Origin of the sequence: Desulfovibrio desulfuricans (assembly GCF_024460775.1) — a bacterium.
Lineage (GTDB): Bacteria > Desulfobacterota > Desulfovibrionia > Desulfovibrionales > Desulfovibrionaceae > Desulfovibrio > Desulfovibrio desulfuricans_E.
This window is the reverse complement of record NZ_JANFYZ010000002.1, coordinates 288,773-312,288: the sequence shown is the minus strand read 5'-3', so window position 1 is coordinate 312,288 and position 23,516 is coordinate 288,773. Positions and strand designations below refer to the sequence as shown.

The window sequence follows — 23,516 nt, the reverse complement described above, 5'->3', positions numbered from 1 at the left end:
GACGCAAAAACTGACTTTGCCTTAACGCGCAAAGCCAGTTTAAGCACACACAGCAGCCACAAAATAAAAAAGTCAAACCCTTATAATCTGAACCGCGCCATTTTAAGTCGCATATCACCTACGGCGCTGGCCGCATCCCTCGTACATGGAAAGAATCTTGAATATATCGTCATGATTCTGTGAGGATTCGTCAGATTCACCTTGTGCCCGCTGCTTGAGTATTTTTTCCGCCCTTTTCAAAAAGGCGTCGGCACCTTTAGTCTTGTACGTCTCATCTTCCCCAAGCGAGATATTAACTGTTTTGCCATCGCCCACGGGTTCAATCGACATTGTCTGCCCATCATGAAAGGTAAAAACTTTTTCTTCCTTGCTTGTGAGAATATTTGCGACAAGCCGTAATTTATAATTCATACATACTCCAATTTTTTCTATTTCAATCAACTATCATACCAACATAAAATTACAGTGTCTAAATAATAATAAAAAATAATTTTTTAGATGCTATCTCTCTGACCAGACTGATAATAATTTTATAAAAGCTGCAAGTTCAAGCTGTAATATCTCTTCCCCACCAATAACATTCATTGACATTTTCCAAGCCTCGCCCTATATTTCCACATCATTGATTGGGTATAGTAAATTTTTCGCCAGAGACTTTACATGGGTAAGGCTTCAAGCAGAAAGTCTACCTCCCTTAACCCCTTGGAGTCTCACATGGCTACTTCTATTTATGTCGGTAATTTGTCCTGGTCTGCCACTCAGGACGGCGTTGAAGCTCTCTTCAAGCCCTACGGCGATGTTCTTTCCGTGAACCTGATTTCTGATCGCGAAACCGGCCGCGCCCGTGGCTTCGGTTTTGTTGAAATGGACGAAAGCAGCGCCATCAACGCCATCTCTGCCCTTGACGGCAAAGAAGTTGACGGCCGCGCCCTGCGCGTGAACAAGGCTGAGCCCAAAAAGCCCGCCGCCCGTCGCTGGTAGTCCAGTACGCATTTAAAATGCAGGAAGGCCGTGATTTTCACGGCCTTCTTTTTTATCTGAACTAGCCCCCAAAACGCCTGCGTGCAGAGCACTTCAAAAAAAGCCCGCATGGTATCAGCCAATTTGCACCAACAATTCGGCCTGAACGGACACAGCAGCTTACCCCGAAAGCAACCGGCTTATCCGACCAGCTACAACGCACGGGGGATTCTCCCCCCGCAACCATCATCAAACCAAAAGGGTGTGAAGTATTTACCCCCGACAAAACACAACAACGCTCAGCCCGTGGACTTTTTAGCGTTGCCTCCTATGGGGACAGCCCATCACACCCTTTTTATCTATTACCCAGCTTTATAATGACGTTGCGTCAAGACGTGTTCTCAGTTCATTTGCTACAAACCGCAATTTATTACTAAAATTATCTTTTTTCACCAACGAGGTATTCATACCGAGCCATTTATGTAATTTCAAATCATCTGATGCTGGCGGAAGACTTTCTAGATATCTTTTCCAATTAGATAAAATTCGTTCTATTTCAGCACGTTGTTTTGAGTTAATTTGCATAATTCATTCTCCTGTTCATGTTCAAAAAAATTGTACCTCCTCACACAGACAAATAATCGTTGCCCGTTGTAAAATAAAAGCAAGTGCGGATTGTTTGTAGAATAAGTCATCCCTGTGCAATGCTCGCAGCATCATACACCACCACAAAACTGTTCAGGAAGCGTCATTCAAGATTATTTTTGTACATGGAAAGCACCTGATCAATACTGTCTTGCCCTTCCCGGGTTTCATCCCATCCGGCAATGCCTCTACCTTCTAATATCTGCTCAACTTTTTTTACAAAATCGTTAGCTCCTTTTGTCTTATATGAAGCACCATCATCAATGATGATGTCCATTGTCTTACCATCGCCCACTGGCAAGATTTTCATTTCGTGACCATCTGCAAGGGTGAATATTTTTTCACCCTGGCTTTTGAGAGCCACAGAAACAAGATCAAGCGGATATTCCATAGCTACTCCCATCAATCAATACCTGCTAGCAGTGTACCACAACAAATTAACAGTGTCTCTAAAATTACTATAATTAAAAAAACCAACAAAAACATACACCAACAACAAGACTACACCAGTTACACATACAATTGACCTTATTGTCACATAACTGTACGCATTGGCAAACGCGGAAACCACCCTTCATAAATCTGCAGGCAAATCCCGTTTAACCATTTTTAATAATTGCATATTATCATTTTCATTATTCCTTTCAGCCTGTTTGCAAACAGGAGATCGCAAATACCTGTCTAGCAAGCCAATGAGGTAACAGAGAAACAAACAGATACTGTGAGATGTCCACTTTCAAGCCGTCCAGTCTGTGCCCCCACTCAAGCACCTGGCAGGCTTTCGTGGTTAATCCCTTTTGACTACTGGCAACAAGAAGATTATGTTGCCCGCATGAACAAAGAAAATCTCCCTGTCATTCATCCCTGTATCAAATGTGGAAAGGCCCCCAAGGTCGAAGTATCCAGACCTGAAGGCAGAGTTAACGACATATATCGGCTTGTCTGCGAATGCGGAAACTGCCCTTTGCAGTGGTCTGTCAGCGAATCAGCTGCCATCAGGCTATGGAATTCATACGTTGCATCCTGATAATCAGTAGTGCTGCAATTTTTTGGGAGTCTGCAAAAAGCATAACAATGAACTGAAGTACGCATGACGCTCTGAGTGCCTTGGATTATCATGCCCTTGCCTTATTAATGCAGATTTATTAGCTAGTTGCGGCTGAGTTCAGCGTATTCTGACAGATCAGATACATTTTCAGCGAGTCTCAGCAGGATTGCGCCGCCCGCAGCTTCAGGATTGATGCCGGAAAACGCTCTACAGCCAGTCAGCCACCACAGGCAAGGAGGAGGAACACAACTCCTCCTTCTTTTTTTCGCACCTACAACTAATTGCTGTCACTGAAAATCCGCCACACCCAGCACCATAACATGCGAATATGAAGGCTGCCCCATTCTGGAGGCGCAGGCCTTGGCGTGGATTTTTGCCGTCCGAAAACGGATTTTCCTGCTGGCGCAGCCCGTTACAGCGTTGGACTACGTGTACTTTTCCCTGCATCACGACGATTCCTGAACATTGCAGGCGGTTGCTTGTGATGTGCGTAGTGGAATTCTCTTTCGATCTCAGCAGCAACAGGTAACATACTCAACATTATACTGTTTTGCTTGAATTTATCGCTGTCAGGTTGACAAAGCTTGCGGAGCGTACTACCACACAATAGCTTTGAATTTCAATTTCATATTCTTTTTTTGGGGGGATATAATGGATTCCATGATCCAGGCGGTGTTGCAGGCAACATTTGTTTCCAAGTGCGTGCTGGCGCTGCTCTTGTGCATGTCTGTGGCAAGCTGGGCCTATATGTGCAGCAAATGGCTGTTGCTGCGCACTGCCCAGCAGCGGACGCAGGCGGGGCTGGCGGCGTTTGACGAGGCCGGGGAGCTGAGCCGGGCACTACCAGTGCTGGCAAATGACAAGCACTCTCCCCTTTTTGGCATTGCGCGCCGCGCCATCCGTGAATTCAACCGTATTTCCCGCACTGGCGACGTTGACCGCCTTTTGAACGACAATGTGCGCAGGGCCCTGCACTTTGCCGTGGCGGAAGAAATGGCCGTTCTCAAATCATCCCTGGCCCTGCTTGCCACCGCCGCCAACACTGCCCCCTTTATCGGCCTGTTCGGCACGGTGTGGGGCATCATGCATTCCTTCACCGCCATTGCCCAAATGAAGAGCGTTTCGCTGGCAACTGTCGCGCCCGGCATTGCCGAGGCGCTCATCGCCACCGCTGTAGGCCTGTTTGTGGCCATACCCGCAGTGTGCGGCTACAACGTGTTCCGCGCCAAACTGGCCCATATCGAGGGCGTATGCATCAACTTTGCAGGCCAGATGCTCAACCGCCTGCAACACGAAGCGCCACAACACGCTGGCGGCATAGCATTTTCAGAGGAGCGCTAGTCATGGCCGCATCTTCCGCCGACGACGATTTTGTTGCCGATATCAACGTCACGCCCTTTGTGGACGTGATGCTGGTCTTGCTGATCATCTTTATGGTCACAGCCCCCATGATGACCGAAGGGCTTGATGTGGCCCTGCCCAAGGTGGAGACCTCCGAAGTGCTGCCCACGGATGACGACCACGTTATCCTGACAGTCAAAACAGGCGGCGCACTGTTTCTCAACGAGCAGGAAACAGACATGGACAGTCTGCCGGATGCCCTGAACGCGCAGGTAACGGACAGCGGGCGGCAGCTCTTTGTTCGGGCCGACAAGGATGTTTCCTATGGCATGGTTATGAGCGTGATGGACAGGGTGCGCAGCGCAGGCATCAAGGACGTGGGCCTTGTGACCACCTCCGTGCCGGATGATGGAGCTGAAGAAAAAGGCAAATGATCAGCGGCCAGACCAATTGCTGATTGCAGACCGGATACCCGCAATATTCCCGCAAAAACAATCCCAGCAGCAACCCTTCACGAGTTTTGCCGGGGGCAAAGTCTCCCCCGCCCTGCCCCCGCGCACGGCCTTTCACTCTCATCCGCTGTCATCTCCTGTCATCCCCTGCCCAGCCATAAAAAGTAAGGGGCCTGTTCTTGCCCGGCAATAGGCAAAGAACAGGCCCTGTACTGCCGGATTTACATCCGGCGCGTGTCCGTGGGGGAGGAGCTACTTCCAGCTGGGAATGGGCAGCTGAACCTGCTTGAGGAACTTGTCGGTATTGATCTGGGCGTCCTTGAACTTCTTGATTTCAGCAGGCGAGAAGCGCTTGATGCTGCCAAAGAAGTCGGCCACAGAGTTCTGCCACTTGTCGGCCTGCGATTCACCCTTGGATCTGTCGAGCAGAGCCATGGTTTCTTCGTAAGACCAGCGGGGGTGAATCTGGATGTCGAGCTTGGCTTCTTCGTCAGTCATGCGAATGCCGGCGAATTCGTTCATGTACTGGCGGTATTCCTTGATGATGCGGGGACTGGGGCCTTCTTCGCGCAGCATGTTGGAACCGCGCAGGTACACGCGCAGGAACTTGGCAACCAGTTCGGGATTTTCATCGCACCATTTTTTGTCGCCCACGAGCGAAGACACGGTGATGCAGTCCATGTCGGTCATGGAACCTGCGCGCTGCCACTTGCGGGAATCAGCCACAAAGGTAAAGGGCGCCCACAGGCACACTGCGTCGCCAATGCCCTTTTCAAAAGCAGGCACGGCAGAGGGCTGTTCCATGTTCACCAGGGTCACGTCGGCTTCGGTAAGGCCAAGGATGCTCAGCCACTTGCCGATCATGTAGTGAACGGTGGTCTGGGAGGTGTACAGGATCTTCATGCCCTTGACGGTTTCAGGGCTGCCGTACACGTTGGGATACTTGGGGTTGTAGCCCTTGACCTTGGCGGCGGGGCTGTCGGGGCGCAGGTAAAGCACGTGCACTTCGCCTTCGCTGATGATGGGGGCCACGGAGTAAATATTGTAACGGATGCCGCCGATCAGCTGACCGCCAACGCCCGTGGAACCGAGCACCCATTCCTTGGCGGGCAGGGCTTCCATCTGGGCAGGGCCGCTGTTGAACAGCAGCATCTTGATGTCCAGGCCTTCTTCCTTGTCCCAACCCATTTTCTTGGCGTACCAGATGTTGAAGCCCGGGGATTCGTCCATCCAGCAGGTGGAAATTTCAACGGGCTTGTCGGCTGCCAGAGTGGCGACGGGGCCGCCGCAGATGACAGCGCCCATGCACAGCAGAAGCGCGACCAGAAGCAGTTTTCTCATGCATGACTCCTAATTGGTTAGTGGACAGATCCGCTTTTACGAAAACCTTTCAACTGCTTGAACCTTCAAACAAACCACTTGAGCAACCTCGGCAAGTGCATACAGGTTTGCCGAGAAATCCATGCTCTCGCATGCGCGGCAAGGGCCGTACCGCTGGCAGGCGCACCCAGGTGCGGCGCGGCCCTTGCTGCTGTGCGCAGTGCTAGAGCGTAAGTTTCTGTTCTTCCGTAATTCTGGCCCGCAGTTCGAGGAACGCGGGATCCATGGTGTCGCGCGGGCGCGGTAGCGGCACGTCATACGAGGTGTGCACATGCCCCGGCAGCTTGTCTTCCATGGTGACGATGCGGTCGGCGAGGAACAGGGCTTCATCAATGTTGTTGGTCACAAAAATCATGGTGCGCTTGTCCATGTGCCAGATACGCTCGGTTTCCTGCTCCATGAAAAAGCGGGTCTGGGCGTCAAGCTGGCCAAAGGGTTCATCAAGCAGCAGCACCTCGGGGTTGAGAGCATAGGCGCGGGCAATACCCACACGCTGCTTCATGCCGCCCGAAAGCTGGTGAGGATAGTAATCCTCAAAGCCTTGCAGACCCACCATGCCAAGATAGTGGTTGGATATCTCACGGATCTTCGCAGGTTCAAGCCCGCGCACCTCAAGGCCGATTTCCACGTTCTGGCGCACGGTCTTCCACGGAAAGAGCTTGTAGCTCTGAAACACCAGGCCGATCTGCGGGCCGGGGGCCACAATCTGCTTGCCGTCCAGATAGGCTGCGCCGGATGACGGCGTTTCAAGCCCGGCGAGGATGCGCAGCAAGGTTGTCTTGCCGCACTGCCCCGGCCCGAGGATGACCAGAAACTCCTGATCGCGCACCTCAAGGGAGATGTTTTCCAGAACCGGAACCACCTGGGTTCCCTTCTGGATGAAGGTTTTGCTTATATTGTCACAGACAATTTTTGGCTGCGTGTCTTTCACGTTCAGCTCCTTGGCTCTCTAAAGATTCTCGATTTCACGCTGCCAGGGGCACAGCTTGCGGGTCAGCAGATCCATCCCCAGGGTGAACACCAGCGATACGGCGGTAATAATGAGCATGCCGCCGATAATCATGCCGGGGTCGGACAGCTTCATACCCTGCACAATGATGTAGCCAAGGCCGGAACGGGAATTCACAAGCTCCGCAGCCACAACGCATGTCCAGGCGCTGGACATGGCGATCTGCAAACCAGCCGTAATGGCGGGCAGTGCGCCGGGAATGCACACAAGGCGGATTTCGTCCCAGCGCTTGCCGCCGATGATGCGCACCACATCGAAAAATTCTGGTTCGATGAGTTGCAGGCAGCTGTAAGAGTTGAGCACCACCGGCACAAAGGAGCCAATGACGATGATGAAAATCTTGGGCGCTTCGCCAATGCCGAACCACAGAATCGCCACAGAAATCCAGGCCAGGGGCGGCATGGGCTTGAACATGTCGAAAATGGGCTTCACAATGGCGCGGAACGTTTCGTTGAAGGCCATGAACAGCCCCAGCGGGATGCCAAAGCCAGCGGCAATCAGAAAGCCGATGATAACGCGGCGCGTGCTGATCCACAGATGCTCGAGGAGGCCAAGGCCGGAAAGCTTGTTGACGCTCAGGTCGTGCAGGCTTTCCACCACCTGAAAGGGCGTGGCCAGCGCGCTGCTGTACCCGAACACGTTGGACGTGGCAGCCCACTGCCACAGGCCGAAAAAGCTCACCAGCGAAACGATGTACAAAAAGTATTCGCTCTTGAGGGCACGTATCAGCGAAAACTCGTACTTTTTCGTGTTCTTGATGGTTTCATTGCAGACGCTCTGGGTCTGCCCGTTGGACGCCGAGGAAGACTGCATGGCGCTATCTCCTGATGCCGGCCAGCAGCCGGGATTCGATCTTGTCAATGATGAAACCGATGATTGCGCCAGCAATACCCACGCTCACCATGCCCACCATCACAAGGTCGGTACGGCCAAGCATGCGGCCAATGGTGATGAGGTAGCCAAGGCCCTTGTCCGCGGCCAGCAGTTCAGCGGCAACCAGGGTCACCCAGCAGTAGGCCAGGGCGATCTGCAAGGCGCCAAACACCATGGGCAGCGCGGAAGGAACGCAGATGGAGGTAAATATCTGCCAGTCGGAAGCGCCATAGGTTCTGGCCATCTGGATATGCACGGGGTTGGTCATGCGCACGCCGGTGTAGGTATTGATGACGCACGGCACGATGCCCGAAAGCCAGATGATAAATACCTTGCCGGGCAGACCGATGCCGAACCAGAAAATGGTCAGCGGAATCCAGGCCACCGGCGGAATGGGCCGGATGATTTCAAATATGGGGCGCACAAGGCCGCGCACCGTGGTGAACCAGCCCATCGCAAGGCCCAGGGGCAGGCCCACAATCAGGGCCAGCACATAGCCCAAGAAGGCTTCCTGCATACTTGTCCAGGCATGCTCCAGCAGCACTGCGCCGTCAGGAGCGGGATTGGTGAGCTTGTCGAACATGAGGCTCAATATGTCGTAGGGCGAGCTGAGCAACGTGCTGGGAATGCGCCAGTCGTTGCTGTCAGCGGGGCCAACGCACATCTGCCACACGCCAAGAAAAATACAAACGCTCAAAACCGGCAGGATGCGAAGCCGCATGGGCTTGCGGTAGGTTACTTTTTCATTGCATTGCATAAGCTGTCCCTTTTTCCTACCACCAGCGGATGAGGTCTGTGACCTGGCGGCGAAGTTCGACAAAACGCGGATCCCTGAAATCCCTCGGGCGCGGCAGGTCAACAACCACTTCCGCCCTCACCTTGGTGGGCTTGGGGCTCAGCACCAGGATGCGGTCAGCCACATACACGGCTTCTTCAATGTTGTGCGTAACAAAAAGCACGGTGCTCTTGAGGGTCTGCCACAGCTTCACAAGCTCGTCTTCAAGATAGAAGCGCAGCTTCACGTCAAGCTGGCCGTAGGGTTCATCCATAAGCAGCAGATCGGGGTTCACGGCAAAGGCGCGCGCCACGGCGATACGCTGCATCATGCTGGCCGAAACCTGGTTGGGATACAGCTTGGCAGTATCTTCCAGACCCACCATCTCCAGGATCATATCAAGGCGTTCCCTGAGCTGCTTGGGCGGAACCTTTTTTATGCGCATGCCATAGGCCACGTTTTCTTCCACGGTAAGCCACGGCAGAGCCGTTGGTTCCTGAAACACAAAGGCCAGGTTATGCTTGCGCGGATTTGCCACTTCACCATCAATGTAGATGTTGCCGGAGGTGGTTTCCGTAAGTTTGGACATGCAGTTGAGAAAGGTTGTCTTGCCGCATCCCGTAGGCCCGACTATGCAAACCAGCTCTCCGCGCTTGATGGTAAAGTTGACCTTATCCAGAACGGTAAGATCCCCATACATTTTCGTTAAATCCCTGACTGCTATTTTAGCGTCGGAACAGGCACAGTCATCGGTTTGCTGCACGGCTGCACTCCTTGGTGAGAGTTGTTGAATGTCCCGGTCTGCCGTCCGGGTGCGCAAAAGAAGCCAAACGCCCCTGAAAGCTGCCAATGGGCTGCCGGGATGGTCGCGCGTGCTTCGAAATTCTTTGTGAGTCATTTTGCATAATATATACCATTTTTCACAACTCCTGCAAAAAACCGCTTATCATCAGCTATTACAGGATATTTTTTACTCTGCATCCCCATGTTGCGACACTGGTTGCGACACGAACGCGCATTTTGCGACACTTGTGACGCACCAGCCACTGACGCGCATATTTGGGGCTTGCGCGGGCCGCTGTACCTGTTTTTTCCAAGCCACGCTAGGGAATAAAAGAACAACCCCTGCCGGGATGCCCTCGACTCCCCATCTCTCGGTGCAAGGGAGGCGACAATTACGTCGCACTTTCCTCCGCAGGGGATGGTTTGATCTTTCCGGTTTTGATCGAGCCTGCCGTTTTGCGCAGTCTGCCCTAGGCTAGAGATTGCGCAGCACCCGCTGCCTGCCGTCCGGGGTGATTCCGTACGCAACGCCCTGATCGGATTCGTTGCAAACGGTCACAATACCCACGCCCTTGAGGGCTTGCAGCTGGGCCTCAATATTCGCCGCATTGATCTGCCTTTCGCCCGCATATTCTGGTTCCAGGGCGGTGCACACATCACAGGCAGTGCGGGACGCGCCATCCAGCAGCAACCTGCCCACAGCCAGCCGCAAAGGCAGCCGAACGCGCATCACAGCCCCTCCTGCGTTTGACGCAAGGCTGTTCCGCCCTTGCCCTGCATGACAACCAGCACTATGCCCGCCACTATCACCACCGCGCCCGCCACAAGATTACGGGTAACGGTAACGTTGGTAAAAAGTGCACTGAACAATATGCCCCAGAGGGCATAGGTCACGTTCAGGGCCATGGCCCGGCACACGCCGGTCATGTTCATGGCCGTGTACCAGCAGCGGTATGAAACGCAGCCCACCAGGCCCGCGGCTATGCAAAAGGGCAAACCGGGGCTGGCAAGGGCCTGCGCCAGCAGGTCAGCCGCGTCCAGCCCCGGCTGAGTGCGCCCCAGCAGCACAAAGGCCGCAGGCACGATCACCAGCATATACAGCAGGCTGGAAACGATCTGATAGACATTCAGGGCCACAACAGGCTCGATAAAATCCATGCCCGCCGTTACACACACGCCTTCGGATGCCCAGCCAAAGGCGGCCAGAAAGGCGAACCCCAACCCCAGATAAAAGGCCTGACCGCCCACGCCGCCCTGCGGCGCAGACCAGCCCACGGTAAACGCGCCCGCCACGCAAAGAACAAGGCCGCACATGGCCCTTGCGGAAATGCGCTCTTTCAGAAAAAAGCGCGCCAGCACCGCCGCGATGGCCGGATACAGGGTGGAAATGGGCAAGGCATAGGCTGGCCCTGCCAGCGAGATGCCCATCAGATAGCCGCCCATACCGAGGGGAGCACCCATAAAAGCGCCCATGACGCAGTATCTGCCGGGCTTGCTGCAAAAGGTGCGGAACACCTCCCGCCCCTTGCTCTGGGCCACATTAAGAACAAGAGAAAGACAGGCCGCGCTGATGTCGTGACAGCCCGCGGCGAACAGGGGGGCCAACAGCCAGAATTCAGGTATGCTGAACGGCTCTTTTACCAGCCCCTGCTTCAGAATAGGGCCATCAAGACTGAAAATTACCCCGGTCAGCGCAGCGAGAAAAAGCCCTTTGCGTACATATGCCGCATCCCGCGCAGAGGTGCTGCACGCGCCCCTGTCGCTTTTCGGGCCGTTGCCGGAAGGGCCTTTCACCGCTTGCCCCTAGCCCTTGCGCAAAAGGTTGAGATAGGCGGCGCTGTCGGCCAGCGTTGCGGCCTCGGCGGGGTCGTCCATGCGGATGCGCAGCATCCAGCCTTCGTTGTAAGGTTTGGCATTGACGAGGGTGGGCGTGCTTTCCAGAGTTTCATTCACTTCAAGCACAGACCCGGCAACAGGCATGAACAGGGCGTTGACGGACTTCAGCGATTCAACGGTGCCGAATTCCTGACCGTTTTTGTAGGTTGTACCCACGGCAGGCAGGTCAACAAAGGCGATTTCGCCAAGCTGGTCCTGAGCAAAGTCGCTGATGCCTACGGTGGCGGTTTCGCCTTCCACGCACAGCCACACATGTTCGTCGGTATAGCGCAGATTTTCGGGCAAAGCCAATTGGTCAAGATCTTTCATGATACTACTCCTCTTCCATACGCAGGGCAGCGTCGCCAATGGCTTCTGCCAGCGTGGGATGGGCGTGAATGGTGGTGGCTATGTCGTTGATGGAAGCGCCCATGCGCAAAGCCAGAGTTGTTTCGGCAATAAGGTCGGTGGCGTGCGCGCCAGCCATGTGCGCGCCAAGCAGGGTGCCGTCGCTGGCATCCGCCACCAGCTTGCAGAAGCCGGGCAGTGCGCCCATGGCCTGAGCCTTGCCGAGTTCGCGCACCTGCACAATCGAGGTCTTGACCTCATAGCCTGCATCGCGCGCCTGCTGCTCGCTCATGCCCACGCAGCCAATTTCTGGCGAGGTGAAGATGGCCGAAGGCACAAAGCGGTAATCCATGGGAGCGCCCTTGCCGCCGGTCAGGCAGTCGTTAACGGCGCAAAGAGCCTCGGCGGCAGCCACATGGGCCAGCATGACGCGCGCGGGGCCAAGGGCATCGCCAATGGCGTACACGCCGGGCAGGGATGTGCGCATGTATTCATCAGCGCGTATCCAGCCGCGTTCGTCTGTGGCAACACCGGCTTCCTTGAGGCCCAGCCCGGCGGTCATGGAGGCGCGGCCCACAGAAACAAGCACCATCTCGGCGCTGATGGGGCGTTCGGGCCTCGCTGGCGAGCCGCTCACAAAGGGCGACGGCGCAAGCATGCCGCTGACGCCGTTTTCATCCACGCGCACGTGGGTGAGCGTTTGCCCGAGTTCGCACGCAATACGGCGCTTTTTCATTTCGCGCTGGAGTAGAGTGCTGATGTCTGCATCCACCGAAGGCAGGGGCAATATCCTGTCCTGCCCTTCAACCACTGTGACCGTGGAACCGAACGCCCGATAAATGCAGGCCAGCTCGCAGCCAATGACGCCGCCGCCCACAATGATGATGGAGGCAGGCACGTGGGTGAGCTTGAGGGCATCGTCGCTGGTGAGAATGCGCTTGTGGTCGGCTGTCAGGCCCGGCAGGTTCACAGGATGCGAACCCGTTGCCAGTATGACGTAATCCGCTGACAGGCTGGAGCTTGCGCCGTTGCCGGTCACCTCCACCGCGCCGCCGCCAAGCAAACGCCCCTTGCCGCGCACCAGGGTTACGCCAAGGGCGGCGCAGGTTTTTTCAAGGCCAGAACGCAGGGTGGCGCAAACGCGCTCCTTGCGCTCGTAGACAGCCTGCGGGTCAATGCTCACGCCGCCTTCAATCTTGACGCCGAACTGCACGGCCTGCTGGGCAAGCTCCAGGGCTTCCGCAGACGACTTGATGGTCTTGGTGGGAATGCAACCATTGTTGAGGCAGGTGCCGCCAAGTTCGGCGCACTCCACAAGGGTTACGGCCATTCCGGCCTTGGCGGCCGCAAAAGCCGCCGTGTAACCGCCAGGGCCGCCGCCCACAACGATCATGCTTTTTTTCTGGTCGGACATGCCGGACTCCTAATCCTCGTCGTCGGCGAGCCTGAGGTTGTACTTCACGGGGAAGGCGGCCTCCAGCGAACCCGTGACCAGGCAGCCTTGACGCATGATCTTTTCCACCCGGTCAAAAATAAATTCGTACTCTTCATCCAGATGCACGGTAACATCGATATCAATGCCAGTTACCCTGCCCCGGCCCAGATCATCGGTGCCTGTATGCAGCGTGGCCCTGGCCTCGATTTTGTCGTACTTGGCGTTGCGCGTATCCAGAGCCTTGTCCAAAGCGGCGCAATAGCAGTACAGGGCAGAGGCGGCCAGGAGCTTTTTGGCCGTGCCGGAACGTTCTTCGGGCGGAATCTTTTCGCCGTCTATGGTGAGCACGCCAAACGCGCCGCTCTCCATATCCAGATCCACCTTGCCGCCGCGGCGGCAGAGAGAAACACTGAGTTCATGTGACATTTCAAAGCCTCCAGGCTGAAAAAACGCAAGAGCACCCTGCCCTCGCGCGATTTGGCCTGCCTATTGCACTAATAGTGCCATCAGATTGCCCTTGGCTTCACAACGCCATCAGCGCTTGTGTTTTATGGCACATGCCGCTAGTATCCCGGCCCGGAAGCGACATTTGTGTCGCGACAAACGACATTTTTTGCAAGGTTGCCGCCACATGCTTTCATCGCCCCCAGTTCCCCCAATTAATGTGGAAAAAAGCTATCGCCGCCTGCTCAATCACCTGCCCGGCATGGCCTATCGTTGCCGCGTTCTCAATATCGACGCGCCGGAAAGTGATTATCTCCAGTATGAACTGGAGTTTGTAAGCCGCGGAAGCTACGAGCTTCTGGGGGTGCCAGCCGAAGACATGGTGCTTGACCACCACAACACCATTGAACTGATGACCCACCCCGATGACCTCGGCCCCAGCCGCAAAGCCATCCGCGACAGTATTGTCGCCCATGAGCCGTATCAGGTCATGTACCGGCTTTTGCTGCCCTCAGGGCGCGTCAAGTGGCTGTGGGATCAGGGGGAAGGCGTCTACGACGATTCGGGCGTTCTGCGGTATCTCGAAGGCCTGATCATGGACGTGAGCGAGCAGAAATTTCAGGAAATGGCCCTGCGCGAAGAAAATCGCGAGCTGCGCACCTCTGTTATCAATCTTTACGGCCTGGGCAACATTGTGGGCAAAAGCGAGCCCATGCGCCGCGTGTACAGCCAGATTCTCAAGGCGGCAGAAACCGATTCCAACGTCATCATTTATGGCGAAACAGGCTGCGGTAAAGACCTAGCCGCCAAGAGCATTCACGAATACAGCGGGCGCAAGGGCCGTTATGTGCCGGTAAACTGCGGCGCGATCCCCGAGCAACTGCTGGAGAGCGAATTTTTCGGGCATGTGAAGGGTGCGTTCTCCGGCGCGCATGCCAATAAAGAGGGCTACATAGGCGCGGCCAACGGTGGCACGCTGTTTCTGGACGAAATAGGCGAACTGCCGCTGCACCTTCAGGTCAAGCTGCTCAGGGCCATCGAAAACAAAATGTACACCCCCGTGGGCGGCAATACGCCCAAGGAATCCTCCTTCCGCCTTATTGCGGCAACCAACCAGGATCTTTCAAAAATGGTGCGCGAAAAAACCATGCGCTCCGATTTTTATTACCGCGTCAACGTGCTTTCCATCACCCTGCCGCCCCTGCGCGAACGCCACGGCGACATTGCCCTGCTGGTGGAGGCGTGGCTTGAAAAACGCGGCCTGAACCTTATTCTGCCGCCCCATGTGCGACTGGCTGTGGAGCAGTACGACTGGCCCGGCAACGTTCGGGAATTGCACAACTTTCTTGACCGGTACCTCGCCTTTGGCGACGAGGCCCTTCTTTCGCTGGGGGATGCCGGACGGGCCGACCTGCTGCTCAACACGCCCCAGGGCATCAGCCTTGAGCAGGCAGTGCTGCAACTTGAAGAACGCATGATCAGGCAGGCGCTTGAAAAGTGCCGCTGGCACAGGGGTAAAGCTGCGGAAGAGCTGGGGCTGAACCTGCGCACCCTGCAACGCAAAATGCGCAGGATGTCCGGGGGGAGTGAAAAACTACAAGGCTAGAAGACAATTATCTGCAATACCGGATAGCTATTTTTGCTTATCCCGCATGCCTGTCACGAACGGCGTGCGGGATTTTTTTTATGCGCAGTGACAGGATCAAGACCAAAGCAGCGGCATAATTCATCAGAAACCATGCGGTTTTTATCAAGCAACATGCAATAGTCATTGTCCACCCAGGCCTCAATGGCAGCAATACCCTCGCGGTCAATAACGCGCCAGCCTGCACCGCCTTCATTGGGATCATCCCATACGCGCACAAATTTTAAAAACAGGGTCAATATCTTTAATTGTGGGCTGAAATGGACTTTGACACAAGAACAGACTGTCCATAGCGACAGTTCTTTGCGTAACGTTTTGTACAATACAATATTCAGTATGATAGGCTTGTTCAATTGCCTGCGTGGATTTTCAAAACCCTTAAAACTATCAAGCTGTACTCTTAAGCCACCTGCAGACAGATTCACTACACGTATCGAAGCACATATACTTTCATCAACATAGCCAAATGTAGTATTATCTATGTCATTCATCGATTTCGGCAACTGGTTGTTGCAAATCCACAGAGAAATTTTTTTGAGCATCAGCGGAGTGAGTCCAACGCGTTCATGCCGTTGCAGATCGCGCTGCACATATTTTTGGGGCATGGCAATCTCAACAATGCACTGCTTTGACTTAGTATCTATATAGTTTGCGACAATCCGTGTTTTAAAAATAAAACCATGCCTGATAGCAGGATATGAAATTCCAAGATACTTTTCTGCAATTGCATGAGGTATTTTTACATACAGGCTACAACGTTCGCCTTTAAGAATATCAGGCAAAAAACGCTTGTTTGATTTAAGCAATATTTTTTGTGGAGAAATATACAGAACATCACAGGCAACATTTTCAAGCTGGCGTTGTCTGTCTACAAAAAAAAGCCGCAACAACAAATAGTGCCTTTGTGCGGCCACAAATATTTTACCGGGCTGAACGGATCGAAACCGGAGCGATGCCCTCCAGAAAAAGTCAACAATTGTTTCGAGAAACTTCATGTATCCCCCCAATTGTCAAACCTAAATGTACAATCGCACACTACCCCTCATTCAAACTTGGTAAACATTCACGGTATATTCAGCCTAACGTGGATTTGCACGCCAACATCAATAGCACTAGTACTTTTATACTTATTATTTACATCTACACTTTTAATGACAAATGCTGACTATTATCAAAACAGAACAGACATGCTGTCAAAAGCACTACTGATTACTTAATTTGAACAATTCCAAATTTATCAGAGAATAACAAGTACACAGACAACATTACAGCACTTAATAAAAATAGTTATGCCACAACAGGCAGTTATAAAAACATACGAATGCTAGCTATTGCCACATATATCATAACCATATTTAAATAAATACAGAAAAAGCCGTAATAAGCAATTATCGCAAGCTTTTTCATCAGCCAAACCGTGCCAGACAGGTTTAAACTGCTCGCATGCAGATAAAACAACAGCCTGCGGTGACTGAACATGAAGCTCAATCCCCGCAGGCGCTTGGAGGAAGGTATGGGTCGGAACCGCAGCCCGGCTGCGGTTCCAGATAACCGCGCAAGCCATGCCCCCACACGGCAGGCGCGGTCACAGCGGCAAGGGAATTAAGCGCAGTCGTGCTTGTCCCAGGGTTCGCGGTTATCGCGCTGGATAACCGATTCCATGCGCACCAGGGCTTCTTTAAGCTTTCTGATTTCATCAAGCTTGAGGTTGGGATTTTTCATTGCCTGATAAATGATGCCGCCGGTGCACTGGGCGCTGACGGGCAGATCCACAATGGTGGCAATGGTAACGGCTATGTCCTGCGCGTTAACGGCGCGGGCAACGGCACCGGCCTTGCTGTCAACAGCCAGACCGTAGAAGGCCACGCCGTCAGCGGCGGCAACCACCACCAGGGTGCGGCGGTCGGCGGCTTCCAGAGCGGCGGCCAAAGCGGCCTCGTCACCCTGCACCACCAGCAGCGCGTCTTCCGCGCCTTCAAGGGCGGCAGCTTCAACTTTTTTGCCGCCAAGTTCCAGGGCCAGAGCTTCAAGACCAGCGCTGTCGGCATTGGCCAGCAGGACGGCTTTTTTCTTCAGCTTGTCCAGCGCTTCGGATGCGCCGCTGAGCGCAACGGAAGGCAGCATCAGGAGAATCGCTTTCTTTTCAGCCATGATCTTATCCTTGTCGTCCGCCCCGCCAACGCGGGGCTTTGTGTTTTATCGTGCCGGGGCAAAAGCCGTGCCCTTGCCCCGCATGATGAATTAATCAACCAGATTGGGGTTTTCCATGATCTGGTAAATGGGCGCGCCTTCGGCATCGGCGGGCACAGGATTGCCCGTGATGTAGCAGAAGGTGGGCACAATGTCGGCCAGCCAGCGCGGGCGGGTATAACGGTAGCCCTTGCGGATGTTGGGGCCGCGGAACATGAGCAGGTTCTTGAGGCTGCCGCAGCCGGATTCGCCGGTGGGCAGGCCGTAACCGTGTTCGGCCATGTATTCGGGTTTGAGCACGTACACCACATCGCCAGCCTGCGCGCCGCCCATGCCAAACACATGCGCGTCTTCCTTGCGCACGGCCAGCAGCACGGGGCGGTCGCCCGTGTCGGGATGCTTGTAGTCCAGCAGGGCGTTGATGATACGGTCGCGCACGTTTTCGTAGTCTTCCTGCTCAACAATACCGCCGGGGTAACGGCCCTTCAGGTTCACGTACACAAACATGTAGCGCTGCGGCACGGCAAGCGACTTGCTCACATCAAGCACGTAGTTGAAGCCTTCGGTTTCCTCGTAGATATCCCAGTAGTTCTCGGACTTCTTGGGTTCGTAAGAACACAGGCCCGCTTCCTTGAGGGCGTGGGCCGTGTTGAGGATGGGGCCAAGGGGTGTTGCGCCGTGGTCGGAGCACACGCACATGACGGTTTCGTCGCCCATGATGTCCATGAGACGGCCAAGCAGACGGTCTTCCACTTCATAGATGTAGCGTTCCATCTTTTCGGCCTTGGTGCGAACAGCCTCGTCCGCACTGTCCAGTTCGCTGAGCCAGCCGTGATAGAACCAGTCAATGGGGTGGGAATGCATGTAAAAGAGATCCCAGTCCGCATTGGCCTTGATGAGGGATTCAATGGTATTCCAGAGCCATGCGCTGTGAAAGTCCACCAGTTCGCACACGGTGTCGGTATCAATAATGCCGTGCAGATAGGCGACCAGACCAATATCGTTGGCCGTGATGTGCTTGGTGAAGTCAATCTGCGCGGCGGCTTCGGCCGGGGCAATAAAGCCGCAACGGCCAGCAATGCCGGAGATGTACAGCTTGAATTCTTCCGCATCGTCAGAAAGCTGCATGAGCTTGGCGCGGAACACGCCCTTTTCGGTGCGGCCATCGGCCTTCACGACAAAGTCGTGCTGGGCGGGTTCGCTCCACTGGCCAAGCTGAATGGTAAAGAAGGCCTTGGCGTAGTCCTTTTCAGGGCAAAGGGCCATGCGGTCATAGCCTTCATCGCCGCTCTGCCACACAAGGCAGTGCCAGGTCTGGTCTTCCAGGGGTTCGATGGCTTCCTTGAAGTGCATACGCACGTTCATTTCAAGGGGTTCTTCGCCTTCCGGCAGGTTGGCCCAGCCTTCGGCATCATCAAAGGTGCCCTGGGAACCCATGGGATAGAAATCTGTGGAGATAACGCTTTCAGAGCACAAAAATTCCTTGTGCTCATTGCCGTGCAGGGGCCAGCGCGTTTCGGCGGGGCTGAGGCCCTCGCCCATGATCATCACGCCGTGCTGCATCTTGGACGGCCAGGACATGGGATAGTTGACCACGAGGCACTTCTTGCCAGCCTTGTCCCACGCGTCCCAGATGGTCTCTGCGGTGAGGATGCTGGAACCGAAAGCCTGCGAGGTTTCCTTGTAATCAAGGCTGCGGCCTTCATGATAGTAATAGTAGTCTTCCACGCCGTGGGTGCGGGGCCATGCGCCCGTGCAGATAGTGGCCCAGGACGGCGGAGTGACCGTAGGCAGATTGAAACCTTCGGGAATGTAGCTGCCCTCCTGCATGAACTTTCTGAAGTTATCGAGCCCCCCCTGAGCGAGCATTACTTCAAGCCTTTTAGGAATAAGGCAGTCGTAACCTATAAGGGCGGCGCGCTTTGCTTTTGCAGCCATGATTAAAACTCCTTCGTAGTACCGACGGGCACTGTTGTGATATTAACGCGCCCCTCCTTTCAATTTGTATGCCAAATGATTCACAACGTCCCCTGCCCTTTTGCCATGCCCGCCAGACCTCACTTTTTTCCAATCCGTTCTTTGCGGAACATGCAGCGCCGCCCAAATTAGCGACAAATGTGTCGTGTTTTTCAATCAAAATTGTTATCATACTAAATTTATTTAATTTTTATGAAAATTTTTTTTGTCGCAACATACGACAACTCTGCCGCGTATTTACCCCATCCACACGCGATCCAGCAAAAAAGTAAATTATTTCAATATGGTGAAATTTGGCACACAGGATGCAAACATGCAACAAACCTGTTCCCGACCAAACACACCGTGAGGCGTCCTTGGCTGCACCCATGCCTGTTGCTGCTTTCCGCAGCTCCCTCTTTGCACAAAAGCACCTGTACGGCATTGCGCCCTGCGGCGGCCTCTTTGCGCAAAGCGCCGCGCCATCCCCTTGCATCCTTTACATCCCCTGCACCAGACCAGCCGGGCCCGGCCTCGCCCGGCAGGATCGGATACGCTTCCCTTGAGCGCGGACAACTTCGCCCGCGCTCTCTTTGGATCAGGCTGTAGCAAATGGATAACGTTTAACTTGGGAGGTACTATGTCTTTGAAACGGAAAACCATTCTTTCCGCAGCAGCTCTTGCGCTTACATTGGGGTTGGCGTTTGGGCAGTCTGCCGAAGCGGTGGATTTCAAGGCACGGGGTATCTGGTCGATGGGCTTTGGCGTGGGCGATTCCAGCCTGACCAAGGATGTGACGACCAATGGGGCAAAACAGAAGGCCAACAACTCTGACCAGTTTGTTTCGCGTCAGCGCGTTCTGCTCTTCCTTGATGCCGTTGCCTCAGAAAACCTGATGGGCAGCGTGCAGTTCAAGCTTGGCCCGCAGGACTGGGGCAGATCCGGTCAGGGTTCCTCCCTTGGTGCGGACGGCACCCTGGTGCGCGTGACCCAGGCCAACATGCAGTGGTCGGTTCCGCAGACCGATCTCAAGTTCAAGATGGGCTTGCAGTATCTGGCCCTGCCCAACGCCGCTGGCGGCTCTGCGGTGTTTGACACCCAGGCTGCCGCTGTGGTTGGCAACTATGCCTTTAACAAAAACGTGGGCCTCACCGCCCTGTGGATGCGCCCCTTCAACGACAACTATCAGGGCGGCACCTACAACAACGTGATCAGCAACGACAAGGCCAGTTATCTTGATAACATGGACCTGTTTGCCCTGAGCATGCCCCTGACCTTTGACGGCATCAGCATCACCCCCTGGGTCATGCCCGGCATGATGGGCCGCAACACTGGCAAGTTTGGCGCTTTCACCAACTATGGGCTCAATGATGGCTCCCCCGCCACCACCCTCTACCCCTATCTGAACAAGATCGGCGCGGGCCACGGCCTCAACGTGACCGGCGTGACCAATGCCTCCAAGGAATACGGCACCGTGTTCTGGGCTGGCCTGCCTGTTAAGGTTACGGCTCTGGAACCCTGGAACATTGAATTCGACACCAACTACGGCTTTGTCGAACAGATGGGCAGCTTCAACGTGATGCGCCGCAACAACGCCAATGATGTGGTCCACGGCAGCACCCAGCGTCAGGGCTGGCTGGCCAAGGCCCTTGTGGAATACAAGCTCGACTGGGGCGTGCCCGGCGTGTTCGGCTGGTACGCTTCCGGCGACGACGGCAACGTCAAGAACGGTTCCGAGCGCCTGCCTTCCGTGTGTGCTTACGGCAACTTCACGTCCTTCATGGGCGATGGCAACCTCGGCTGGAGCCCCAACGTCAACTTCATGGACAAGTCCCTGTCCTACGCTGGCACCTGGGGCTTTGGCGCGCAGATCCGCGACGTCAGCTTCCTCGACAGGCTCACCCACACCTTCCGCGTGGCATACTGGGGCGGCACCAACAGCCCCTCCATGGTCAAGTACATGGACCATGCCAATGCGTGGGATTCCACCTCCAACATGTTTGACGGCCCTTACATGACCACCAATGATGGCCTGCTGGAGTTCAACGTGATTTCTTCCTACAAGATTTACGACAATCTTGAGATGAACGTTGAACTGGGCTACGTGGCCAACTACATGGACAGCAGCACCTGGAACAAGAGCTACCAGAACTTCGGCTCCTACTCCAAGCAGGACGCCTGGAAGGGTCAGGTGGTCTTCCAGTACAAGTTCTAAAGATCCGGCGGTTCCTTCCTCCGGTACAGGCCTGCTGCCGACCACGCATACTGGTCGGCGGCAGGCCCATTTTTATGCCCTGCGCTGTGAATATAGCGCAAGAAGGCCGTTGCCCGGACTCCCGGGCAACGGCCTTCACTTTTTCCGAGCTGTGCCAAACAGCGCCCGGCGGCATGCTTTCGCTTAAACGAATGTGTCGTTGGGGCGGCGCACCCGCACTAGAACCTCGGTCACAAAAAGCGCTTCATTGTTGGTTGTCCAGTAATCGGTGACATACCGTTCAAACGCATCCGGTGCATGCACATAGCTGTTGGATGCACACCAGCGTTGCAGCTTGCGGTAGGTGTCGCTGATGGTTTCGTAAGGGCCTATGTGATAGCAGCTTGCCATGAGCACGCCCCCAAGCGTCTGCATCAGCTCCGGCTTGCAGGGGCGCATGGGGCGCTGCAAAACCTGTATGGGCTGTTCCACCTTTTTCAGCCTGTCTTCTACCGAAGAAAAATGGACAATGACCGGCCCGGCAATGTTGTTATCCAGTGATTCAACATAATTGGTAAAGCCCATATTGATGATGGTGGACTTGATGTCCAGAGAGAACACCTCGTCATGGAACAGCAGATTCTGCGGCGGAACATATTTGACCGAGACCTGCCGCAGATCGTTATCCAGCACCATTTCCGCCTCATGCAGCAGCTCAAGCCAGTCATGGATGGAGGCCGAGCGCAAACGCAGCACGTCTTCCTCCTGCCGCAGGTCTTCCATCTTGGTAGTAAACATCTCGCGCAGAGCCCTCAGCGAGGCGTTGCTGTCCGCATCAAAGGCCGCGCGGATTTCTTCAAGCCGGAATCCCATCTGCTTGTAATATTTGAGAGGCGGCACTGAGAGCACATCTTCATGCGTGTAATAGCGGTAGTTGTTGGCCCCGCGCAGGCGAGGCGTGATGAGGCCCAGCTTGTCGTAAAAACGCAGGGCCTTTTTTGAAATATTCGAAGTCTCGCTCATTTCGCTTATGGTGTAGCGCTGAGAATTCATGAAGCTCTCCTGAATGTGCGGTGTCCGGCTTGGGGCGTACCCTCCTTGATAGTGCAAAAGTCGTTCCGGCCTATTCCTCTCATGCCCCCATCCTCAATGCGCCCATGCGATCTGAACCTGCCACCTGCGCCCGCTTCTTCAAATCCGGCCCAAGGTTCCAGTTTTAGGGAAGGTCGCCGCCTTTTGCCGCAAAAAGCAGACATTCTTGCGACAGGCCCGTAATTAAACGCAAAAATGCCGCTGATCCCTCTGCGCGCTCCACAACCGCCATGCGCTCGCATACCCGCGCAGCAGGCGGAAAAATCAAAAAACAGCCAGGTAAGAGGCCAAAACCCGCATTCCGCAAGGGCTGCAACAAATTTCACACACAAGACGAAAAAAATCGGGATATGGCTTGACTTTTCCCTATAGGGGAACGGCTAGAAAGGAACTAGGAGATTTGCTCCGCCCGGCTATGCCCGGACACGAACACGGGTCCCCACGAGGTTAGTTGTATGCAGTATACAGGTGAAGAAGCCCTTGGCCTGATTGAAACTCTTGGCATGGTTCCGTCCATTTACGGCGCGGACAGCATGCTCAAAGCCGCGGATGTTGATCTTGTCGGCTACGAAAACGTTGGCTCCACCCTCGTTACCATCATGGTTCGGGGCGATGTGGCCGCAGTTAAGGCCTCTGTTGACGCTGGCGCCGCTGCTGCCGCCTCTGTGGGCAAGCTTACGGCCACCAACGTCATGCCCCGCCCTGCGCGCGGTATGAGCGGCATTGTCCGTGCGCATACGCTGGACGAAGTGGCAGAAGACGATCCCGGTCTGCGCGCCCTGGGCATGATTGAAACCTTCGGCATCGTCTTTCTTATGGAAGGCGCGGACGCCATGATCAAGGCCGCCGATGTGGAACTGATCGGCTACGAAAACGTGGCCTCCGGTTACTGCTCCGCCCTTGTGCAGGGCGATGTGGCCGCTGTGCAGGCCGCCGTGGCCGCCGGCATCAAGGCCGTGAACAATATGGGCGCTACCGTTTACAGCTCCGCTGTGATCCCCACGCCCCACCGTCGTCTTGTCAGGCTTGTAAGGCGCTACGCCCTGAGCTGACCGGGTTCATCGGAGGAAA

23 protein-coding genes are annotated in these 23,516 nt (G+C 54.8%); 6 read left to right on the top strand and 17 right to left on the bottom strand.

Annotated features, from left to right (window positions below; all coding sequences use genetic code 11):
• Positions 1 to 114 precede the first annotated feature (114 nt).
• A complete protein-coding gene (locus NE637_RS04140) occupies positions 115 to 411 on the bottom strand; it encodes a hypothetical protein (RefSeq protein WP_192111473.1) in 297 nt (98 codons plus the stop codon).
• 303 nt (positions 412 to 714) lie between these two features.
• Between NE637_RS04140 and rbp the strand changes: the two genes are divergently transcribed.
• Positions 715 to 981, top strand: coding sequence for an RNA-binding regulator (gene rbp / locus NE637_RS04135; protein ID WP_022658563.1), 267 nt, complete (start codon positions 715 to 717; stop codon positions 979 to 981).
• Between the two features lie 351 nt (positions 982 to 1,332).
• Here the strand turns inward: rbp and NE637_RS04130 are convergent, their stop codons facing one another.
• Together NE637_RS04130 and NE637_RS04125 are read right to left on the bottom strand one after the other, a co-directional pair.
• Entirely contained in the window at positions 1,333 to 1,545 is a 213-nt protein-coding gene (locus NE637_RS04130) for a hypothetical protein (RefSeq protein ID WP_192111472.1), read from the bottom strand.
• Between the two features lie 163 nt (positions 1,546 to 1,708).
• The gene (locus NE637_RS04125; protein WP_227117566.1) at positions 1,709 to 1,996 is read right to left on the bottom strand and encodes a hypothetical protein; all 288 of its coding nucleotides are present in this window, start codon (positions 1,994 to 1,996) and stop codon (positions 1,709 to 1,711) included.
• 1,308 nt (positions 1,997 to 3,304) lie between these two features.
• Between NE637_RS04125 and NE637_RS04120 the strand changes: the two genes are divergently transcribed.
• Both NE637_RS04120 and tolR read left to right on the top strand, forming a co-directional pair.
• Positions 3,305 to 3,994 carry a MotA/TolQ/ExbB proton channel family protein gene (locus tag NE637_RS04120; RefSeq protein ID WP_215647694.1) on the top strand — a complete coding sequence of 230 codons (690 nt, stop codon included), beginning with the start codon at positions 3,305 to 3,307 and terminating at the stop codon, positions 3,992 to 3,994.
• Positions 3,995 to 3,996: 2 nt separating this feature from the next.
• Positions 3,997 to 4,428, top strand: coding sequence for a protein TolR (gene tolR, locus NE637_RS04115; RefSeq protein WP_227117567.1), 432 nt, complete (start codon positions 3,997 to 3,999; stop codon positions 4,426 to 4,428).
• Between the two features lie 270 nt (positions 4,429 to 4,698).
• On the opposite strand, the gene NE637_RS04110 is transcribed toward tolR, so the two are convergent.
• The 10 genes from NE637_RS04110 to NE637_RS04065 all read right to left on the bottom strand — a co-directional run bounded on the left by NE637_RS04110 (position 4,699) and on the right by NE637_RS04065 (position 13,350).
• Positions 4,699 to 5,787 carry an ABC transporter substrate-binding protein gene (locus NE637_RS04110; RefSeq protein ID WP_192111468.1) on the bottom strand — a complete coding sequence of 363 codons (1,089 nt, stop codon included), beginning with the start codon at positions 5,785 to 5,787 and terminating at the stop codon, positions 4,699 to 4,701.
• A 202-nt stretch (positions 5,788 to 5,989) separates the two neighbouring features.
• Positions 5,990 to 6,757 carry an ABC transporter ATP-binding protein gene (locus NE637_RS04105; RefSeq protein WP_371740799.1) on the bottom strand — a complete coding sequence of 256 codons (768 nt, stop codon included), beginning with the start codon at positions 6,755 to 6,757 and terminating at the stop codon, positions 5,990 to 5,992.
• An 18-nt stretch (positions 6,758 to 6,775) separates the two neighbouring features.
• On the bottom strand, positions 6,776 to 7,648 hold the full coding sequence (locus NE637_RS04100; RefSeq protein ID WP_192111467.1) for an ABC transporter permease: 873 nt from the start codon (positions 7,646 to 7,648) through the stop codon (positions 6,776 to 6,778).
• A 4-nt stretch (positions 7,649 to 7,652) separates the two neighbouring features.
• Positions 7,653 to 8,465 carry an ABC transporter permease gene (locus NE637_RS04095; RefSeq protein ID WP_227117568.1) on the bottom strand — a complete coding sequence of 271 codons (813 nt, stop codon included), beginning with the start codon at positions 8,463 to 8,465 and terminating at the stop codon, positions 7,653 to 7,655.
• Positions 8,466 to 8,481: 16 nt separating this feature from the next.
• Entirely contained in the window at positions 8,482 to 9,183 is a 702-nt protein-coding gene (locus NE637_RS04090; RefSeq protein ID WP_022658549.1) for an ABC transporter ATP-binding protein, read from the bottom strand.
• Positions 9,184 to 9,741: 558 nt separating this feature from the next.
• Entirely contained in the window at positions 9,742 to 9,999 is a 258-nt protein-coding gene (locus NE637_RS04085) for a hypothetical protein (RefSeq protein ID WP_227117569.1), read from the bottom strand.
• Positions 9,996 to 11,060, bottom strand: a complete 1,065-nt coding sequence (locus tag NE637_RS15860) for a DMT family transporter (protein WP_227117571.1) — start codon at positions 11,058 to 11,060, stop codon at positions 9,996 to 9,998. Before NE637_RS15860 ends, NE637_RS04085 begins: the two co-directional genes overlap by 4 nt.
• A 9-nt stretch (positions 11,061 to 11,069) precedes the next feature.
• Positions 11,070 to 11,471 carry a glycine cleavage system protein GcvH gene (gene gcvH, locus NE637_RS04075; RefSeq protein ID WP_022658546.1) on the bottom strand — a complete coding sequence of 134 codons (402 nt, stop codon included), beginning with the start codon at positions 11,469 to 11,471 and terminating at the stop codon, positions 11,070 to 11,072.
• A 4-nt stretch (positions 11,472 to 11,475) separates the two neighbouring features.
• Entirely contained in the window at positions 11,476 to 12,903 is a 1,428-nt protein-coding gene (gene lpdA / locus NE637_RS04070; protein ID WP_227117572.1) for a dihydrolipoyl dehydrogenase, read from the bottom strand.
• Between the two features lie 9 nt (positions 12,904 to 12,912).
• The gene (locus NE637_RS04065; RefSeq protein WP_022658544.1) at positions 12,913 to 13,350 is read right to left on the bottom strand and encodes an OsmC family protein; all 438 of its coding nucleotides are present in this window, start codon (positions 13,348 to 13,350) and stop codon (positions 12,913 to 12,915) included.
• A gap of 205 nt (positions 13,351 to 13,555) precedes the next feature.
• Here NE637_RS04065 and NE637_RS04060 point away from each other — a divergent pair, with 205 nt between their 5' ends.
• On the top strand, positions 13,556 to 14,974 hold the full coding sequence (locus NE637_RS04060; RefSeq protein ID WP_215647699.1) for a sigma-54 interaction domain-containing protein: 1,419 nt from the start codon (positions 13,556 to 13,558) through the stop codon (positions 14,972 to 14,974).
• Positions 14,975 to 15,027: 53 nt separating this feature from the next.
• Here NE637_RS04060 and NE637_RS04055 read toward each other — a convergent pair whose 3' ends face one another.
• The 3 genes from NE637_RS04055 to NE637_RS04045 form a co-directional block, all read right to left on the bottom strand.
• Positions 15,028 to 16,008 (bottom strand): hypothetical protein, encoded by a 981-nt coding sequence (locus tag NE637_RS04055; RefSeq protein ID WP_227117573.1) that lies wholly within the window; start codon positions 16,006 to 16,008, stop codon positions 15,028 to 15,030.
• Between the two features lie 607 nt (positions 16,009 to 16,615).
• Positions 16,616 to 17,164 (bottom strand): hypothetical protein, encoded by a 549-nt coding sequence (locus NE637_RS04050; protein WP_192111460.1) that lies wholly within the window; start codon positions 17,162 to 17,164, stop codon positions 16,616 to 16,618.
• Between the two features lie 90 nt (positions 17,165 to 17,254).
• Positions 17,255 to 19,141 carry an alkaline phosphatase family protein gene (locus tag NE637_RS04045; protein WP_192111459.1) on the bottom strand — a complete coding sequence of 629 codons (1,887 nt, stop codon included), beginning with the start codon at positions 19,139 to 19,141 and terminating at the stop codon, positions 17,255 to 17,257.
• 658 nt (positions 19,142 to 19,799) lie between these two features.
• Here NE637_RS04045 and NE637_RS04040 point away from each other — a divergent pair.
• Positions 19,800 to 21,374 (top strand): outer membrane homotrimeric porin, encoded by a 1,575-nt coding sequence (locus NE637_RS04040; protein ID WP_192111458.1) that lies wholly within the window; start codon positions 19,800 to 19,802, stop codon positions 21,372 to 21,374.
• A gap of 183 nt (positions 21,375 to 21,557) precedes the next feature.
• Here the strand turns inward: NE637_RS04040 and NE637_RS04035 are convergent, their stop codons facing one another.
• Entirely contained in the window at positions 21,558 to 22,406 is an 849-nt protein-coding gene (locus NE637_RS04035) for a MerR family transcriptional regulator (RefSeq protein ID WP_215647783.1), read from the bottom strand.
• A gap of 494 nt (positions 22,407 to 22,900) precedes the next feature.
• Here NE637_RS04035 and NE637_RS15985 point away from each other — a divergent pair, with 494 nt between their 5' ends.
• On the top strand, positions 22,901 to 23,497 hold the full coding sequence (locus NE637_RS15985; RefSeq protein WP_192111456.1) for a BMC-T shell protein: 597 nt from the start codon (positions 22,901 to 22,903) through the stop codon (positions 23,495 to 23,497).
• The last annotated feature ends 19 nt before the right edge of the window (positions 23,498 to 23,516 follow it).